Source organism: Tessaracoccus lapidicaptus (assembly GCF_001693815.1).
Lineage (GTDB): Bacteria > Actinomycetota > Actinomycetes > Propionibacteriales > Propionibacteriaceae > Arachnia > Arachnia lapidicapta.
Genome location: NZ_MBQD01000020.1, coordinates 124,055 through 140,583, shown reverse-complemented (window position 1 = coordinate 140,583; position 16,529 = coordinate 124,055). Strand labels below are relative to the sequence as shown.

19 protein-coding genes are annotated in these 16,529 nt (G+C 71.4%); 7 read left to right on the top strand and 12 right to left on the bottom strand.

Annotated features, from left to right (window positions below):
• The first annotated feature begins 53 nt into the window (after window positions 1-53).
• The gene (locus BCR15_RS05955) at window positions 54-305 is read left to right on the top strand and encodes a WhiB family transcriptional regulator (RefSeq protein ID WP_068751272.1); all 252 of its coding nucleotides are present in this window, start codon (window positions 54-56) and stop codon (window positions 303-305) included.
• Window positions 306-343: 38 nt separating this feature from the next.
• Window positions 344-907, top strand: a complete 564-nt coding sequence (locus tag BCR15_RS05950) for a protein-L-isoaspartate O-methyltransferase family protein (RefSeq protein WP_068751271.1) — start codon at window positions 344-346, stop codon at window positions 905-907.
• Window positions 908-915: 8 nt separating this feature from the next.
• On the opposite strand, the gene BCR15_RS05945 is transcribed toward BCR15_RS05950, so the two are convergent.
• Window positions 916-2,370, bottom strand: a complete 1,455-nt coding sequence (locus BCR15_RS05945; protein WP_408647390.1) for a sensor histidine kinase — start codon at window positions 2,368-2,370, stop codon at window positions 916-918.
• Between the two features lie 88 nt (window positions 2,371-2,458).
• Between BCR15_RS05945 and BCR15_RS15545 the strand changes: the two genes are divergently transcribed.
• Window positions 2,459-2,533, top strand: a complete 75-nt coding sequence (locus BCR15_RS15545; protein ID WP_385901511.1) for a 50S ribosomal protein bL37 — start codon at window positions 2,459-2,461, stop codon at window positions 2,531-2,533.
• Window positions 2,534-2,596: 63 nt separating this feature from the next.
• Here the strand turns inward: BCR15_RS15545 and BCR15_RS05940 are convergent, their stop codons facing one another.
• The 3 genes from BCR15_RS05940 to BCR15_RS05930 form a co-directional block, all read right to left on the bottom strand.
• Window positions 2,597-2,872: a hypothetical protein gene (locus tag BCR15_RS05940; protein WP_078919580.1), complete on the bottom strand. Its 276-nt coding sequence runs from the start codon at window positions 2,870-2,872 to the stop codon at window positions 2,597-2,599.
• On the bottom strand, window positions 2,872-3,489 hold the full coding sequence (locus BCR15_RS05935; protein ID WP_141680060.1) for a sigma-70 family RNA polymerase sigma factor: 618 nt from the start codon (window positions 3,487-3,489) through the stop codon (window positions 2,872-2,874). Before BCR15_RS05935 ends, BCR15_RS05940 begins: the two co-directional genes overlap by 1 nt.
• A 130-nt stretch (window positions 3,490-3,619) precedes the next feature.
• Window positions 3,620-4,348, bottom strand: a complete 729-nt coding sequence (locus tag BCR15_RS05930; RefSeq protein WP_068751269.1) for an SOS response-associated peptidase — start codon at window positions 4,346-4,348, stop codon at window positions 3,620-3,622.
• A 25-nt stretch (window positions 4,349-4,373) separates the two neighbouring features.
• Between BCR15_RS05930 and BCR15_RS05925 the strand changes: the two genes are divergently transcribed.
• From BCR15_RS05925 to rsgA, 3 genes are read left to right on the top strand one after another with little or no spacing between them, the layout of a single operon-like run.
• Complete coding sequence (locus BCR15_RS05925; RefSeq protein ID WP_068751268.1) at window positions 4,374-4,988, top strand: DoxX family membrane protein; 615 nt, start codon at window positions 4,374-4,376, stop codon at window positions 4,986-4,988.
• Window positions 4,988-6,244: a 3-phosphoshikimate 1-carboxyvinyltransferase gene (aroA, locus tag BCR15_RS05920; protein ID WP_068751267.1), complete on the top strand. Its 1,257-nt coding sequence runs from the start codon at window positions 4,988-4,990 to the stop codon at window positions 6,242-6,244. Before BCR15_RS05925 ends, aroA begins: the two co-directional genes overlap by 1 nt.
• Before the next feature lie 7 nt (window positions 6,245-6,251).
• Window positions 6,252-7,223 (top strand): ribosome small subunit-dependent GTPase A, encoded by a 972-nt coding sequence (rsgA, locus tag BCR15_RS05915; protein WP_068751266.1) that lies wholly within the window; start codon window positions 6,252-6,254, stop codon window positions 7,221-7,223.
• Window positions 7,224-7,241: 18 nt separating this feature from the next.
• Here the strand turns inward: rsgA and BCR15_RS05910 are convergent, their stop codons facing one another.
• From BCR15_RS05910 to BCR15_RS05880, 7 genes are all read right to left on the bottom strand, one after another.
• On the bottom strand, window positions 7,242-8,045 hold the full coding sequence (locus BCR15_RS05910) for an inositol monophosphatase family protein (protein WP_068751265.1): 804 nt from the start codon (window positions 8,043-8,045) through the stop codon (window positions 7,242-7,244).
• A gap of 9 nt (window positions 8,046-8,054) precedes the next feature.
• Entirely contained in the window at window positions 8,055-9,245 is a 1,191-nt protein-coding gene (gene serA / locus BCR15_RS05905; RefSeq protein ID WP_068751264.1) for a phosphoglycerate dehydrogenase, read from the bottom strand.
• A 66-nt stretch (window positions 9,246-9,311) separates the two neighbouring features.
• A complete protein-coding gene (locus BCR15_RS05900) occupies window positions 9,312-10,085 on the bottom strand; it encodes an ABC transporter ATP-binding protein (protein ID WP_068751263.1) in 774 nt (257 codons plus the stop codon).
• On the bottom strand, window positions 10,082-10,909 hold the full coding sequence (locus BCR15_RS05895) for an ABC transporter ATP-binding protein (RefSeq protein WP_068751262.1): 828 nt from the start codon (window positions 10,907-10,909) through the stop codon (window positions 10,082-10,084). The genes BCR15_RS05900 and BCR15_RS05895 overlap by 4 nt, the downstream gene beginning before the upstream one ends.
• Entirely contained in the window at window positions 10,906-11,715 is an 810-nt protein-coding gene (locus BCR15_RS05890; protein WP_068751261.1) for an ABC transporter permease, read from the bottom strand. The genes BCR15_RS05895 and BCR15_RS05890 overlap by 4 nt, the downstream gene beginning before the upstream one ends.
• Window positions 11,712-12,671, bottom strand: a complete 960-nt coding sequence (locus BCR15_RS05885) for an ABC transporter permease (protein WP_385901475.1) — start codon at window positions 12,669-12,671, stop codon at window positions 11,712-11,714. The genes BCR15_RS05890 and BCR15_RS05885 overlap by 4 nt, the downstream gene beginning before the upstream one ends.
• A 2-nt stretch (window positions 12,672-12,673) precedes the next feature.
• Entirely contained in the window at window positions 12,674-14,149 is a 1,476-nt protein-coding gene (locus tag BCR15_RS05880) for an ABC transporter substrate-binding protein (RefSeq protein ID WP_228383412.1), read from the bottom strand.
• 145 nt (window positions 14,150-14,294) lie between these two features.
• On the opposite strand from BCR15_RS05880, the gene BCR15_RS05875 reads away from it, so the two are divergent.
• Window positions 14,295-15,458 carry an FUSC family protein gene (locus BCR15_RS05875; RefSeq protein ID WP_078919582.1) on the top strand — a complete coding sequence of 388 codons (1,164 nt, stop codon included), beginning with the start codon at window positions 14,295-14,297 and terminating at the stop codon, window positions 15,456-15,458.
• On the opposite strand, the gene BCR15_RS05870 is transcribed toward BCR15_RS05875, so the two are convergent.
• A complete protein-coding gene (locus tag BCR15_RS05870) occupies window positions 15,419-16,435 on the bottom strand; it encodes a LacI family DNA-binding transcriptional regulator (RefSeq protein WP_068751259.1) in 1,017 nt (338 codons plus the stop codon). The two genes, BCR15_RS05875 and BCR15_RS05870, sit on opposite strands and share 40 nt — an antisense overlap.
• Window positions 16,436-16,529: the final 94 nt, after the last annotated feature.

Here is a 16,529-nt window from a genome sequence, read left to right as displayed (position 1 = left end):
TGAGCTTGCTTGCTTCAGCCACGAAACATTCTCCGACCAGAAGGAGCTCAACCATGGATTGGCGCCACAAGGCCGCCTGCCTCACCGAGGATCCGGAGTTGTTCTTCCCGGTCGGAAACACCGGCCCCGCGCTCCAGCAGATCGAGGAAGCCAAAAAGGTGTGCCAGCGTTGCGTCGTCCGCGAGCAGTGCCTGTCCTGGGCCCTCGAGGCCGGTCAGGACCACGGCGTTTGGGGCGGCCTCAGCGAGGACGAGCGACGAGCCATCAAGCGGCGCGCGGCGCGGTCGCGGCTGCGCAACTCCTGAGCCCCGCCGGCGAGCTCCCTGGCGGCACACTGGAGGGTATGGACGACCGGTTCACCGAGGCGTTCGCCACGGCCCCCCGAGCAGACTTCCTCACCGCGCAGCAGCGCCACAACGCTCACATCGACGCGCCGTTGCCGATCGGCCACGGCGCCACCAACTCGCAGCCCTCGACGGTGCTGCTCATGCTGCGCCTCCTGGACCCCCACCCGGGTGACCGCGTGCTCGACGTCGGCAGCGGATCGGGATGGACCAGCGCGCTGCTCGGGGAGCTGGTGGGGCCCACCGGGTCCGTGACCGGGGTCGACATCGTCCCGGCGCTGGTGGCCGTCGGCCGCGCCAACCTCGGCGATCGGTGGCCGTGGGTCCGCATCCGTCTCGCCCGACGCGATGTCATGGGCTGGCCCGACGGCGCGCCCTACGACCGGATCCTCGTCTCGGCCGACGGCGGCTCGGTCCCTCGCGCGCTGGAGGATCAGCTCGCCCCCGGCGGCCGCATGGTGCTCCCGGCCGCGCAGGAGATGACGATCGTCGAGCGCTCCACCGACGGCGCCCTCACCCGGCGGCACGCCCCGGGGCTGTTCTCCTTCGTCCCGCTCCGCTGACGACCCGCCTACGCCACGACTGGCGGCACGGGGACGACGATGGTCGCCACGGCGCCGGGCCCGTCGGGGCGGTTCTCGATGGCGAGGCTGCCGTGCAGGTCCTTGATCAGCGTCGAGATGATCGCCAGGCCCAGCGATTTCTGCCTGCCCAGCTGGAAGTCCGCGGGCAGGCCGTGGCCGTGGTCGGCGATCCGGATCGTCAGCAGATCGCCCACCCTCTCGGGCCGCACCTCCACCGTGCCCGAGGAACTGTCCATGCCGTGCTCGATCGCGTTCTGACACAGCTCGGTCACGACCATCGACAGCGACGTCGCCATCGCGGCCGGCACCACCCCGAAGGATCCGTGGCGCCTGGCCTTGACCGTGCCGTGGGACGCGGCGAGATCGCCCACCATGTCGAGGATCTTGTCGCACACGTCGTCGAACGCCACGGCCTCCCCCAGCGAGTAGCTGAGCGTCTCGTGGACCATCGCGATGGACGAGACGCGGCGCATGGCGTCGCGCAGCGCCTCCTTGCCCTCGGGCGACGACAGCCGCCGAGACTGCATCCGCAGCAACGCCGCCACCGTCTGCAGGTTGTTCTTGACGCGGTGGTGGATCTCGCGGATCGTGGCGTCCTTCGTCACGAGCATGCGGTCGCGCCGGCGCAGGTCAGTGGTGTCGCGGCACAGGACGAGCATCCCCGCCGACGTGTACTCGAGCCACAGCGGCAGCAGCACGAACCGCATGGACGCGCCGCGCGCCTCGACGTCGAACTCCAGCGTCAGGCGGCCGTCGAGGTCCGCCTCCACGGTCTGGCCCATCGACTCGACGCTGGCGCGCAGCTGGCGCGTGAGGTCGCGGAAGTGCTCGCCCTCGATGTCGCCGACCGCCCCGAGGCGCCGGAATCCCGTCACGGCGTTGGGGCTGGCGTAGGAGATGACGCCGTCGGGCTGGACCCGCAGCACGCCGTCGGCGGCGCGTGGCGCCAGGGCCTTGTCCGACGGCGTCACCAGCGGGAACTCGCCGCGCATCAGCATCTGGGTGAGGATCTCGGCGGCCTCCAGGAAGTTCTCCTCCAGGGCGCCCGTGGCCCGCATGCCCATCTGGTTGGTGTGCCGCTCGATGACGGCGATGACGTGGTCGTGGCGCAGCACCGGGATGGCCCACACGTCCACGGGGATGCCCGCGCCGAGCGCGTTGTCCGACGTCTCGGCGATCTCCCGGCTCATGAACGCCACGGTCACCTGGTGGTCCGGCTCGAACTCGATCGTCTCGCCAATGATGTCTTCCTCCAGCGCCGTCGGCCCGGTCACGGGCCGGACCTGCGCGGTGCAGTGGAAGACGTCGCCCTCCCGCGAGGCGGGCTTCCAGAGGACGAGGTCCGAGAAACTGAGGTCCGCCAGGAGCGCCCACTGGGAGACGAAGGCGTCCAGCCACTCGTCGTCGGTCATCTGAGCCACGTCTCGCATCACGCCGCCCAGCTTGCCACGAATGGGCTTTGGCATGCGCGGCGGTCTCTCTGGCACAATGTGGTGTCCCGTAGCCGCAAGAACTGATGAGGAGACCCGCATGGGTAAGACCGGACGCAAGCGTCGCGCGCGCCGCAAGAACAAGGCCAACCACGGCAAGCGCCCCAACAGCTGAGCCTGACGCCGAACGCAATTCAGCCCCCGCGGTCTCCCTGCGGGGGCTGTGTCGTACCTGGGGTCAGCGGCGGGTCGTCACGCGCATCGCCTGGATCCGCGCAGTCAGGGTGGCGGGCGCAGATGCCGCGGTCTCCTGGCTGCGCTGGATCATCTCCGTGATCGTCGATTCGATCTCGAAGTTCTCCATACATCGCTCACAGGCGTGCAGGTGCAGCCGGATGATGTCGGCGTCGCGCTCGACGAGCTCGTTGTGGAGGAAGGAGTGCACGCGCGACAGCGCCGCCACGCACTCGTCCATTTCGTCGTGCTCGTGTGAGAACATGTCGGGATCGGCCATCACCGTCCTCCGCTCCTGCGTCCGATGCCATTGTCCCGGGCATAGTCCGCCAGCAGGTCACGCAGTTGGGCGCGGCCCCGGTTCAGTCGACTCATCACGGTGCCGATGGGGGTACCCATGATCTCGGCGATCTCCTTGTAGGAGAAACCCTCCACGTCGCTCAGCAGCACCGCCATCCGGAAGTTCTCCGGCAGTGCGGCGATCGCCTCGGCGACGGCGCCGTCGGGGGTCTGGTCCAGCGCTTCCATTTCGGCGCTGCGCAGGCCGGCGGAGTCGTGCGACGCCGCGCGAGCGAGCTGCCAGTCACTGACCTCCTCGTCGCCGCTGGTCTGCGGCGAACGCTGGGCCTTGCGGTACGCGTTGATGTAGGTGTTGGTGAGGATCCGGTACAGCCACGCCTTCAGGTTGGTGCCGGGCGTGAACGTGTGGCGGGAAGAGAACGCCTTCGCGTAGGTCTCCTGGACGATGTCCTCGGCGTCGGCCGCGTTGCGGGTCATGCGCATGGCCGCGGCGAAGAGCCGGTCCAGATGGCTCAGCGCTTCCTCCTCGAAGGCCGCCGCGTCGGCGTCCTCGAGGACGTCGGCGGCGTCGGGGGCCGCGAGATCCGGACTGTCCATCAGCGCCCACAATAGCGCCAGCTCGACCATGGACTCCGCCCGGGCCACGGTAGTGGACTCGGCGCAGGCCACGGGGGTGCGGCTCGGGGCGCTGACGGTCATGCCGACGACAACGCCGTCGTGCCCGCGTCTATTCCCCCGGGGGTACAGGAATTTCTTCCGGCTCCTCATCCACCGGCTCGATGAGCTGGGGCCCGTCGGTGCCGACCGTGTTGACCGCGCGCGACACCTTGACCGGGGCGAGGTCGGCGGGCACCTCGAGCAGCGCGACGGCGGCCGCGGCATCGGTGAACGACGGGTCCAACCAGTCCCCCCAGCTCTCGCGGGGGACCGTCATCGGCATGCGGTCGTGCACCCAGCCCAGCTCGTCGGTCGCCTCCGTCGTGACGATGGTCGTCGAGGCGAGCCAGCCCTCCGGACCACGCCAGAACTCGTACAGCCCGGCCATGACGAACAGCCCGGCCGGGCGCCGGAGGAAGTAGGGCTGCTTGACCGGCTTCGGCGCGCCGGGCGGGGTCTCCGACCGCCACTCGTAGTAGCCCAGCGCGGGCAGCAGGCACCGTCGTGCCGCCGCCGCCCGGCGGTAGGCGGGCTTCTCCGCCACCGTCTCCACGCGGGCGTTGATCATCCCCGACCCCGGCGCCTTGGACCAGCTCGGGACCAGGCCCCAGCGCAGGGGGACCAGCTTGCGGACCGGGGCCCCGTCGGTGAGCCGCTCCAGCACCGCGGGGACGTCGTCGGTGGGGGCGATGTTGTAGCGCGGCGAGGCCACGGCGGCCATGTCGTCCTCGATGACGCTGATGTCGAACTCCTCGATCAGCTCGTCAGGATTCGCCGTCGCCGCATAGCGTCCACACATACCCGAAGCCTAGTAGTGTGACGATATGAGTCTGCTGCGGTTCGTTGCCAGGAGTCTGTTCGCCAGCTACTTCGTCGCCGAGGGGGTCCGTGCGGTCACCAAGCCCGCGGAACTCGCCCCGGATGCGGAGAGATTCACGTCGACCGTGACCCCGCTGCTCCAGCGGGTCGTCCCGGCCGACATCGCGGCCTACGTGCCGGAGAAGGCCGAGACGTGGGTGCGTGCCGCCGGCGTCGCGCAGGTCGTCGGGGGCGCCATGTACGCCACCGGCCTCGGCCGCCGCCTCGGAGCCCTCCTGCTCGCGAAGGCGTCCGTGCTCAACCTCGCCATCTCCCTGCCAGACAAGGGCGCGCCCAAGGTCGCCAAGGGCGCCGCCCGCCCAGAGGTCCTCCGCAACGCGGCCCTCCTGGGCGCCGCGGTCCTCGCCGCCCGCGACACCGAGGGCCGGCCCAGCCTGGCCTGGCGCGCGGAGCACACGGCCAAGGTGACCGAGCGCAAGGCCGCCGCCATCGGCGACGACGTGACCCGCTCGGCCCGCAAGGCCGCGCAGCGCACGGAGAAGCAGGCCAAGCACCTGGCCAAGAAGGCGCGGCGCTCCGCCAAGCAGCTGGGCAGGAAACTCGAGGGCACCATCAACTGATGCCCCACCCGCTCCCCTCCGCCCACCGTCCCGTCGAGGGCGAGCAGGTCGTCCCCGGCTCGAAGTCCGAAACCAACCGGGCGTTGGTGCTCGCGGCGCTCGCCGACGGCCCCAGTACCCTGACCGGCGCCCTGGAGTCGCGTGACTCCGCGCTCATGATCGCCGCGCTGCGCCGGCTGGGTGTCACCATCGACCCCGTCGGGGAGACGCTCGTGGTCCGGCCGCCGGAGCGCTTCCGCGGCGCCCGCGACATCGACTGCGGCCTGGCCGGCACGGTCATGCGCTTCGTGCCTCCCATCGCGCTGCTCGCTGAGGGGACCTCCTCCTTCGTCGGCGACCCGCACGCCAGCGAGCGCCCGATGGGCCCGCTCCTCGACGGCCTGCGCCAGCTGGGCGCCACGGTCACCGGCGACGCGCTGCCCTTCACGATGACCCCACCGGCGACGCCGCACGGCACCGCCAACATCGACGCGTCGTCGTCCAGCCAGTTCGTGTCCGGGCTGCTGCTGATCGGGGCGAGACTGCCCACGGGCCTCACGCTGCGGCACACCGGGGACCGGCTCCCCTCGCGGCCGCACATCGACATGACGACCTCCATGCTGCGCGAGGTGGGCGTGTCCGTGGCCGAGCTGGACGACCGGACCTGGCAGGTGTCCCCCGGACGCATCGCCGCCCGCGACCTGACGATCGAACCGGACCTCACGAACGCCGCCGTCTTCCTGGCCGCCGCCGCCGTCACGGGCGGGAGCGTGACGGTCCCGGGCTGGCCCTCCCGCAGCCTCCAGCCCGGCGCGCTGATCCTCGACATCGTCGAGCGCATGGGTGCCCAGGTGACGCGCGGTCGCCGCTCCGCGACCGTCACGGGCGTCGGCCCGCTGGCCGGGCTCGACGTCGACCTCACGACCGCCTCCGAACTCACTCCCGTCGTCGCGGCGCTCGGTGCCCTGGCCGAGGGCCGCACGACGATCCGTGGCGTCGCGCACATCCGCGGCCACGAGACCGACCGCATCGCCGCCCTCGTCGCCGAACTCCGCCGGCTCGGCGCTGAGGCCGAGGAGACCGCCGACGGCCTGACGCTGGTCGGCGCCGGGGAACTGCGGCCCGCGGTGCTCCACACGTACGCCGACCACCGCATGGTCCACTTCGCCGCGCTCCTGGCGCTGCGGGTGCCCGGGATCGCGGTCACGGACCTGGAGTGCGTGTCGAAGACCATGCCGCACTTCGCGCGCGACTGGGCGTCGCTGGTGCGGGCGTGAGGCGCTCGTGAAGTCGCTGCGTGAGGACGACCACAGCGGGTTCGACCGCCCCCGCCGGCGCACCCGGCCCCGCACGAAGGAGCGCCCCGACTACTCGTCGCTGCCCGAGGCCCGCGTCATCTCGATCGACCGCGGCCGCTACCGGTGCGTCCTCGACGGCCGTCCGGTCACCGCGGTGCGTGGGCGGCTCATCGACCGCAAGGGCGTCCTGGTGGGTGACCGGGTCCGGCTGGACGGCGATTCCTCCGGCGAGGTGGGCACGCTGTCGCGGATCGTCGAGGTGCTCGAGCGCACCACGGTGCTGCGGCGCTCCGCCGACGACACCGACACCTTCGAGCGCCCCATCGTCGCGAACGCGGACCAGCTGTTCATCGTCACGGCGCTGGCCGATCCGCAGCCGCGCATGGGGATGATCGACCGGATCCTCGTGGCCGCGTTCGACGCCCGCATCGAGCCGATCCTCTGCCTCACCAAGGCGGACCTGGCGAGCCCCGACGAGCTCCGCGCGGCGTACGAACCGCTCGGGGTCCCGATCCTGGTCACCGATCCCGGCGCCGACCTCGGCCTCATCCGCGACGCGCTGGCCGACCGTGTGACGGTGTTCATCGGGCACTCGGGCGTGGGCAAGTCGACGTTGGTCAATCGCCTGATCCCGGGGGCCGGGCGCGTCACGGCCGAGGTCAGCGAGGTGACGGGTAAGGGACGCCACACGTCCACGTCGGCGGTGGCCATGGAGCTGCCTGGCGGCGGGTGGATCATCGACACGCCGGGCGTCCGGTCGTTCGGCATCAGTCACGTGCAGCCGGCGTCGATCATCGGCGCGTTCCCGGACCTCGAGAAGCTGGCGGAAGACTGCCCCCGCGGCTGCCGGCACGAGACCGGCGCCATCGAGTGCGCCCTGGACGACGCCGTCGCGGCCGGCCGGCTCGCACCGGAGCGGCTCGCGTCGTTCCGGCGGATGAGCGACACCTACATCTGAGCCACCGGGGCGCGGAGGTCAGTCGGCGGAGGGAGCCCTCAGGTACTCGAGGACGGCCTCGTGCAGCAGGCCGTTCGTGGCGAGCGCTCCCCTGCCGCCGACGCCGTCGACGCCGTCGAGGTTGCTGAACCGTCCTCCGGCCTCGCGGACGATGATGTCGAGCGCCGCCATGTCGTAGAGCTCCAGATCGGGCTCGCAGGCCATGTCGACCGCGCCCTCGGCGACCAGCATGTAGCTCCAGAAGTCGCCGTAGGCGCGGGTGCGCCACGCGTCGCGCATGAGGTTGATGAAGCCCTGGCCGCGGTCGGTCTCCACCCACTCGGCGATGTCGGAGTAGGACAGCGAGGCGTCGGCGATGGCCTCGACGCGGCTGACCCGCAGCTCGCTGGCGTTGAGGATCGACCGCCCCGTGTACGCGCCGCCGCCCTGGCTGGCCCACCAACGCCGGTTGAGGGCGGGGGCGGACACGACGGAGGCGGCGATCCGGCCGTCGACCTCCAAGGCGATGAGGGTCGCCCAGACAGGCACCCCGCGCAGATAGTTCTTCGTCCCGTCGATCGGGTCGATGATCCACCGACGGCTCGACTCCCCGGTGTCGCTGAACTCCTCGCCGTGGACCGCGTCGCGCGGCCGAGTGCGTGCCAGCGTCCGGCGGATGGCCTCCTCGACGGCGGTGTCCGCCTCCGTGACCGGCGTGTTGTCCGGCTTGCTGCTGAACCGCAGGTCGAGCGCCTTGAAGCGGTTCATGGTCAGCGAGTCGGCATCGTCCGCCATGAGGTGCGCCAGGCGCAGGTCGTCGGTGAGGTCCTTGGAGACAGCCATGCGCCCAACCTAGAGGACCCGGACCCGCACCGTCTCGTCGAGGGCCTCCAACTCGGCCAGCAGCCCGTCGTACTTCTCCCCCGACACGTCGGTGACCACGTAGCCGAGGTGGCCGCGGGTCGCCAGGGTCTGCGACCCGATGTTCATGTCGTGCGTGGCGAACAGCTGGTTGAGCCGGGCCAGCACGCCGGGGACGTTGTGGTGCAGGTGCACGATGCGCGCCGTCGTGGTCGGCCCGGCGGGAACCTCGGGGAGGTTGACGCTCATGGCCGTGGAGCCGAGCTTCTCGTAGTCGAGCAGCTTGCCGGCGACGAAGCGGCCGATGTCGACCTGCGCCTCCTGCGTCGAGCCGCCGACGTGCGGGGTGAGGATGACGTTGCTCAGGCCCTGCAGTTTCGACACGAAGGGCTCGTCCTTGGACTTGGGCTCGGTCGGGAACACGTCGATGGCGGCGCCCGCGACGTGCCCCGAGACGAGGTTGTCGTAGAGCGCGTCGAGGTCCACCACGGCGCCGCGACACAGGTTGAGGAACAGCGACCTCGGCCGCATCTGGGCGAACTGTTCGGCGCCGAACATCGCCTTGTTCTCGGGACGGCCATCCACGTGCAGCGAGACCGTCTCGGCCTGGGAGAGCAGTTCCTCGAGGCTGTCGACGCGCCGGGCGTTGCCCAGGGCGAGCCGGTCCACCAGGTCGTAGAACAGCACGCGCATGCCGAGGGCCTCGGCCACTACCGACAGCTGGGATCCGATGTTGCCGTAGCCGACGATGCCCAGCGTGCGCCCGCGGACCTCGTGCGAGCCGACGGCGGACTTGTCCCAGACGCCGGCGTGCATGTCGCGGTTGCGGTCGGTGAGGCGGCGGGCCATGGAGATGATCTCCGCGATGGCCAGCTCGACGACGGAGCGGGTGTTGGAGTAGGGCGCGTTGAAGACGGCGACGCCGTGCTGGGTGGCGGCGTCGAGGTCGATCTGGTTCGTGCCGATGCAGAAGGCGCCGACGGCCTGCAGCTGCGGGGCGGACTCGAGGACCTTGGCCGTGACATAGGTGCGCGATCGGATGCCCAGGTAGTCGACGCCCTCCAGGGCGGCGATCAGGTCCCGCTCGGCGAGCGCGCCGGGCCGGCTGTCGACCTCGTAGCCCTTCGCCTCGAGCGCTTTGACGGCGTCGGCGTGGATGTTCTCAAGTAGCAGTGCCTTCACCCTGCGCATTCTAGGGCCGGGGCGCCCGCCGCCTCGACGCCGTCCGTCCGCCATCGGCGAAGCCGGTCAGAGGGTCAGCGTGGCCTCGACGAGCCGCGCGGTGTAGGGATGCGCCGGCGCGTCGAGGACCGTGCGCACCGGCCCCTCTTCGACGATGCGCCCGGAGTCCACCACCACGACGCGGTCGCACATGTGCCGGACGATCGCGAGGTCGTGGCTGACCAGGACGAGCGCGAGGGAGCGCTCGGCCGCCTCGGCCGTGAGGAGGTTGAGCACCTGGGCGCGCACGGACACGTCGAGGGCGGAGACGGGCTCGTCGGCAACCAGCAGCGCCGGGTCGCTGATGAGCGCCCGCGCGATGGCCACCCGCTGCCGTTGCCCTCCCGAGAGCTGATGCGGGTAACGCGTGAGCATGTCCGGATCGAGGCCGACGCCGCGCAGCGCCGCCGCGAGGACGTCGGCGGTGGGTTCCGGGACGTCCCCGCGTCCCCGCAGCACGGGGGACCTGAGCGGCTCGGCGACGATGTCGCGCAGCCGCATGCGCGGGTTCAAGGACGAGTTGGGATCCTGGAACACCATGGATGCCGCCGAACGCAGGAATCCGCGGTGGCGCTCGGGCACCCCGACGATGGAACGGCCGTCGATGAGCACGTCGCCGGCCGACGGCTCCTGCAGGCCGAGCATGAGGCGGGCCATGGTGGTCTTGCCGGAGCCGGAGCCGCCCACGATGCCGACGCGCTCCCCCCGCTCCACGACGAGGTCGACGCCGCTCAGCGCCACGAAGGGCCGACCCGCCCGCCGGAACGTGACCTCCGCGCCACGCAGCTCGACCAGGCTCATGACCGCGTCCCCGGGTAGAAGTCGGCGACGCTGGGCAGCAGGTGGCCCGGCGGGACCTGGTCGATGCGCGCGGACGCGATGAGCCCCTGCGTGTACGGGTGCCGCGGGGCGGCGATGATCTCGTCGATCTCGCCCTGCTCGACGATCTCGCCGTCCAGCATGACCGCCACCCTGCGGCACACCTGGCGCACGACGGCGAGGTCGTGCGACACGAAGACGGCCGCCCGGTCGGCGAGCTCGTCGGCCAGGAGCTGGAGGATCTGCCGTTGGACGAGGACGTCGAGGGCGGTCGTCGGCTCATCGCACAGCACCAGGCCGGGCCGGTTCGCCAGCGCCATCGCGATCAGGACGCGCTGGCGCTGTCCCCCCGACAACTCGTGCGGGTAGGAGTCGGCGATGCGGGCCGGGTCGCTGATCCCCACCCGGCCCAGCCAGACCAGCACCTCGTCGTGGATGCTGCCGCGCCGCTCGACGTGGTGGAGCGCCACGACCTCGCCGACCTGGCGGCCGACCTTCATCGTGGGGTCCAGCGCGGTCATGGGTTCCTGGAAGATCATGGACACCTCGTCGCCGCGCAGGCGCCGCATCTCCCGCTCCGGGAGCCCCACCAGCTCGCGCCCCGCGAGCCGGATGCTGCCCGTGACCCGGGCGTGCACGGGCAGCAGCCCCATCACCGCCAGGGCCGTCACCGACTTGCCGGAGCCCGACTGGCCGATGATCCCGAGCCGCTCCCGCTCGCCGAGCGTGAAGCTGATGCCCCGCAGCGCCGGCCGCTGCTGCCGGCCGAAGCTCACGGCCAGGTCCGTCACCTCGAGGTGGCTCACCGGATCTCCCTCAGCCGAGGGTCGAGGAGGTCGCGGAGCCCGTCGCCCAGCAGGTTGAACCCGAGCGTCGCGACGGCGATCGCGAGGCCCGGCCACAGCGCGAGCTGCGGCTCGCTGAAGATGTAGTTCTGCGCCTCCCTGAGCATGCGCCCCCATGTCGGCGACTCGGGTCCCGAGCCGAGGCCGAGATAGGACAGGCCCGCCTCCGCGAGGATGGCGATGCCGATGCTGACGCTGGTCTGGACCCCCACCGCGGGGGCGATGTTGGGCAGCACGTGCCGCCACGCGACGGCCAGATGGGGCGTGCCGCTGAGCCTGGCCGCCTCGACGTAGCCCTGGCTCATGACCTGCAACGTCGCCGCCCGTGCGATGCGCACGAAGGCCGGCACGGACGCCAGCGCGATGGCCATCATGGCCGTCCAGGTGGATCCGCCCAGCGCGGCGGCGAAGAGGATCGCCAGCAGGAGCGCGGGGAAGCCGTAGAGGATGTCCGCGAGCCGCGCGGGGAGTTCTCCGACCCAGCCGCGGTTCATCCCGGCGAGGATGCCGAGCGGGACCCCGACCGCCGCGGCGGCGGCCACGGACACGATGCCGACCAGGAGGCAGATCTTCGCCCCGCTGAGGAGCCGCGACGCGATGTCCCCGCCCAGCCCGTCAGTGCCGAGCAGGTGGTCCCCGCCAGGGGGCTGGAGCCCGGGTCCGACGACGGCGTCCGGTGGGAAGGGCGTCCAGACGGCGGCCAGCAGCGCCATCGCCACGATGAGGCCGATGAGGGCGGCGCCGACGGCCAGGGTCGCGTGCCTCACCGCGCCTCCGCCCTACGCCGCAGCCGCGGATCGATGACCTGGTAGGCGACGTCGACCAGGAAGTTGATGACGAGCACGGCCCAGACGAGGAGGAGGACGATGGCCTGGACCACGCCCAGGTCACGCTGCGACACCGCGAGCAGCAGCGACGACCCCAGCCCGGGCAGCGCGAACACCTGTTCGATGATGATGGCGCCGACCAGCAGCGTCGCCAATTGGAGTCCGATGACCGTGAGCAGAGAGATGGCGATGTTGCGCAGTCCGTGCCGCCACAGCGCGCCGGTGCGGGACCAGCCGACGGCCCTGGCGGTGCGGAAGTAGTCCTCGTGCAGCACCTCGAGCACGGCGCTGCGGACGTACCGGGAGATGACGCTCGCCTGGACGATCGCCAGGGACGTCACGGGGAGGACCAGATGGCGCAGCCAGTCCGCGACGGACTCCCAGTAGGAGACGTAGCCCCCCGCCGGCAGCCAGCGCAGGTTGACCGCGAACACCACGACCAGCCAGATCCCGGCCCAGAACGCCGGCACGGCGAGCCCCAGCTGGCTGAGCGCGGACACCGCGACGCCGTCGGCGTGGCGCCGGCGGACCGCCGCGTAGGCACCGACCGGCAGCGCGATGAGGATCGCCGCCGCCATCCCGAACACGATGAGCCAGACCGATACCTCGAGCCGCGCGGCGATCAGCGGGGCGATCGGGCGGCCGCTGAGGTAGGACTCGCCGAAGTCGAACTGCACCGCGCCCCAGAGCCATTCGGCGTACCGGGCCAGGAACGGGCGGTCGAGGCCCAGCTCGGCCCGGAGCCGGGCCGCTTCACCGGGGGTCGCGTTGGTGCCGAGGATGACCTGGGCGATGTCGCCGGGCAGCGCGTTGGTGGCCGCGAAGATCAGCAGCGACGCGAGCAGCAGGCTGGCGAGCAACCATCCCAGCCGCCGCCCCACCCGGCGGAGGGCCACGGTCAGCTCCTGGCGGCGATCGTGGTGAGGTCGAACGCGAGGCTGACCTGGTTGGCCTGAATACCCGAGATGTCGGGGGTGGTCACGATGATGTTGGGCAGCAGGAACAGCCAGTCTGCGGCCGCGTCGTCGGCGAGCAGCCGGGCGGCCTCCTGGAGCTTGGTCACCTGCTCCTCGGGCGAGCCGGCGTCCGCCTCCTCGATGAGGCGCTGGAACTCCGGGTTGTCGTAGCCCCAGTAGTAGTCGGGGTTCGCGAACGCCTCGAGGTCCCGGGGCTCGACGTGCGCCACGATGGTCATGTCGTAGTCGAACTTCGTGTACACCAGGTCCAGCCAGCGCGCGGGGAACTCGAGTTCGTCGAGGACGACGTCGATGCCGACCTCCTCGAGCTGGGCGGCGATGAATCGCCCCGCCGGCGGGCCGTACGGCAGGTTCGGCACCCGCAGCCGCAGCGACAGCCCGCTCGCCATCCCGGCCTCGGCGAGCAACGCTTTGGCCTTTTCCGGGTCGTACGGATAGGTGTCGGAGAGGTCTTCGTACCAGGGATCGGTCGGCGGGACCATGGAACCGATCAGCGTGCCCTTGCCGCCCCAGGCCGCGTCGATGAGGGCCTCGCGGTCGATGGCGTGGTTGATCGCCTGCCGGACCCGCAGGTCCTGCAGCGCGGGCGTGCGGTGGTTGAAGCCCAGAACCACTTCGCCGTCGGTCGTGCCCTCGTGGACGGTGTAGGCGGTCTCGTCGGCGAACTGCTCGATGGCCTGCGGGACCGTCAGGTTCGAGATGATGTCGAGCTGGCCCGAGAGCATGGCCGTGTTCATCGCGTTGGGATCCGCGTAGTAGCGGAAGGTGACCGAGTCGAACCGCGGCGGGGTGCCCCAGTAGCCGTCGTTGGCCACCAGTTCGATGGCGGAGCCCTCCTCCCACGCGGCGAACTCGTACGGGCCGGAGCCGGCCGGCGTGGTGTTGAGGTCGGCGTCACCGGTGGGGTCGGTGACGATACCGGCCGGGCCGGTCATCTCGTAGAGCCACTGGTTGGAGGCCTGCGACAGCGTGATCTCGACGGTGTCCTCGTCGACCGCCTCGATGGTGTCGACGACCTGCCACTTGCCCATGATCTGGTCCGTGGCCGCCTCCGAGCGGTTCCGCTCGAAGCTCGCGACCACAGCCTCGGCGGTGACATCGGTTCCGGACGCGAACCGGGCGCCCTTGTCGAGCGTGAACGTGTAGACGGTGTTGTCCTCGCTCATGGTCCACTCGGAGGCCAGCAGCGGGTCGATGTTGCCCTCGCCGTCGAGCTTCACGAGGGTCTCGTAGACGTTGTAGAGGAGCACGAAGGGGGTACCGGCGCCGGACACGGTGATCATGTCCAGCCCAGCGGGCTCCCCCGTCGCTCCGATCTCCAGCGTGCGCTCGGGCTCCTCGACCTGCGGGGGGCGCGTGCACGCCCCGAGCAGCGAGGCGAGGAGTACAACGGCCACGATCCCCAGGGTGCGGGCTCGGCGCATGTTTTTCAGTTCCCTTCCGGAACGGGCAACGGCGCCGCTCAGTTTACCCGCAGCGGACCCCGACCGGCGCCGCCACTCGGGAGCGGCGCACCGCCGCGCGACACGGCAGGATGGACCCATGGCCGACGACGACGAACCGGGCTTCCTGCACGGCACGGGGCGCGCACTCCAGCGAGCGTCGATCCGGGCCTTCGACCTGTCGGAACGCACCGCCCGACGCGGGTGGCGCTCGCAGGTGCGACGCGTGAGCCGGTGGCGGTCGAGGCTGTTCATGATCGTGCAGATCTCGCTGGCCGCGGGCGTCTCCTGGTGGATCGCGCACGACCTGCTCGGCCACTACGCGCCGTTCCTGTCGACGGTGGCCGCGATCATCTGCCTCGGGTTCTCCTTCGGGCAGCGCCTGGGCCGGGTGGTCGAGGTGGCCGTCGGAGTGACCGTGGGCGTCTTCCTGGGCGACCTGTTCGTGGCGATGTTCGGCACCGGGGTCTGGCAGATCGTGCTGGTTGTTGCTGTCGCGATGTCCCTGACCACCTGGCTCGGGGCGCGCACGCTCATGGTGACGCAGTCCGCCGTGCAGGCGGCCGCCGTCCTGACCGTGCTGCCGGGCGTCGACGCAGGCGTCTCGCGCTGGCAGGACGCCCTCGTGGGCTGCGCCGTCGCGCTGGTGTTCGCGACGGTGGCCCCCACGTCGCCGATCACCCGCCCCCGCCTGATCGCCGCCAAGGTGCTGCACGAGGCCGCCTTCTCCGTCCGGGCGATGGTGGAGGCGCTGCGTCGCGGCGACGAGGAGGAGACCGAACAGATCCTGCAGCGGGCCCGGGCGACGGAACAGGAGATGTCGAAGCTCCTGACCGCCACCGCCGAGGGCACGGCCGTGGTGCGGACCTCGCCGTTCCTCCGGCGGCACCGGGAGGAGGCGTTCCAGGTCGCGGATCTCGTCGTCCCTCTGGACCGGTTCATCCGCAACCTGCGCGTCCTCGCGCGCCGGGCCGCCGTCGCCACCTGGCGCGACGAGCAGGTGCCGGAGGAGTACCTGGAGCTCCTGACGGGGCTCGCGCAGGCCATCGACGAGTGCGCCGCCGAGCTGTTCGCCCGTCGGCTGCCGACGGCGAAGCTGGGCATGCTCAGAGAACTCGGCGAGCGGTCGGCTCACATCCCGATCCTGCCGAGGCTCTCGCCCACCGTCATCCTCGCGCAGGCCCGCTCCATGCTGGTCGACCTGATGGAGCTGTGCGGGGAGGACTACACGGACGCGCGCGACCGCGTGCCCGACATGGACTGACCTCTCACCTCCAGCACCGGTTCGACCAGCCTGCCCTGCAGCGTCACACCCGGGTCGGCGAGCCGCTCGAGCAGCAGGTCGAGCGCGGTGCGGGCGACCTCCTCGACGGGTTGCCGCACGCTGGTCAGGTCCATGGACCGCGCGACGGCGGTGTCGTCGAAACCGACCACGGCCGGGCCGGCCAGCCCGCGCTCCCGCCGGAGGGTCTCTGCGCCGAGCGCCAGGCTGTCCGAGGCGCACACGGCCGCCGTGGCGCCGCCGTCGATGAGGCGCGCCATCCCTGAGGCCCCGGCCTCAGCGGTGTCCGGTCCCTCGACGGTCAGCGCTGTGGCGTCGTCGTCCGTGAGCCCCAGCTCGTCCGCCCAGCCGGCGCGGCGGTCCGCACCGACGGGCGACCCGTCCGACCAGCCCAGGAATCCGATCCGCTCGTGCCCGGCGTCGCGGAGGAAGCGGGCCGCCGCCGCAGCGCCCGCGCGGCCATCGACGTCGACCCAGGCGCCGTGGTCCGCGCTCCCCCAGGGCCGCCCGAAGGAGACGAACGGCACCCCAGCCTCACCGAGCCGCTCCGGCCGGTCGTCGTCGGTCCACGTGTCGGTGAGGACGCCCCCATCGATCGCGAGGCTCCCCCGCAGCTCGAGGAGCCGCTCCACCTCGTCCGACCGCGACGTCGCCGGGAAGACGACCACGCGGTAACCGCGGGCGTCCGCCGCCGTCACGATCTCGCGGAGGAAGGCGTCCATGAACGATCCCGAGATCCCGTTGCGGGGTGGGCTGAGGCGGACGCCGATGGCCATGGCGCGCTGGTTGCGCAACGCCCTCGCCGCCGCCGAGGGTCGGTACCCCGAGCGCTGGATGGCGGCTTCGACGCGGGCGCGGGTCTCCGCGCGCACCCGGTCCGGGAAGTTGATGACGTTCGAGATGGTCTGCCGGGACACCTTCAGTTCCGCGGCCAGGCTCGCGAGCGTCGCCTTCTTCATGGGCCCTCCGTGGATCGTTCAAAGATTGGCGCCAATGTTCCAGTGGCCGTCCCAGGGGTGTCAACGGTGGCCCGGCAATCGTTACCGATCTGAC

Excerpts from the sequence above, each read along its gene's own strand:
- BCR15_RS05930 (WP_068751269.1), bottom strand. The coding sequence starts at position 4,348 with ATGTGTGGACGCTATGCGGCGACGGCGAATCCTGACGAGCTGATCGAG.
- BCR15_RS05925 (WP_068751268.1), top strand. The coding sequence starts at position 4,374 with ATGAGTCTGCTGCGGTTCGTTGCCAGGAGTCTGTTCGCCAGCTACTTC.
- aroA (WP_068751267.1), top strand. The coding sequence starts at position 4,988 with ATGCCCCACCCGCTCCCCTCCGCCCACCGTCCCGTCGAGGGCGAGCAG.
- BCR15_RS05955 (WP_068751272.1), top strand. The coding sequence starts at position 54 with ATGGATTGGCGCCACAAGGCCGCCTGCCTCACCGAGGATCCGGAGTTG.
- BCR15_RS05870 (WP_068751259.1), bottom strand. The coding sequence starts at position 16,435 with ATGAAGAAGGCGACGCTCGCGAGCCTGGCCGCGGAACTGAAGGTGTCC.
- BCR15_RS05910 (WP_068751265.1), bottom strand. The coding sequence starts at position 8,045 with ATGGCTGTCTCCAAGGACCTCACCGACGACCTGCGCCTGGCGCACCTC.
- BCR15_RS05940 (WP_078919580.1), bottom strand. The coding sequence starts at position 2,872 with ATGGCCGATCCCGACATGTTCTCACACGAGCACGACGAAATGGACGAG.
- BCR15_RS05935 (WP_141680060.1), bottom strand. The coding sequence starts at position 3,489 with ATGGACAGTCCGGATCTCGCGGCCCCCGACGCCGCCGACGTCCTCGAG.
- BCR15_RS05950 (WP_068751271.1), top strand. The coding sequence starts at position 344 with ATGGACGACCGGTTCACCGAGGCGTTCGCCACGGCCCCCCGAGCAGAC.
- BCR15_RS05900 (WP_068751263.1), bottom strand. The coding sequence starts at position 10,085 with ATGAGCCTGGTCGAGCTGCGTGGCGCGGAGGTCACGTTCCGGCGGGCG.
- BCR15_RS05875 (WP_078919582.1), top strand. The coding sequence starts at position 14,295 with ATGGCCGACGACGACGAACCGGGCTTCCTGCACGGCACGGGGCGCGCA.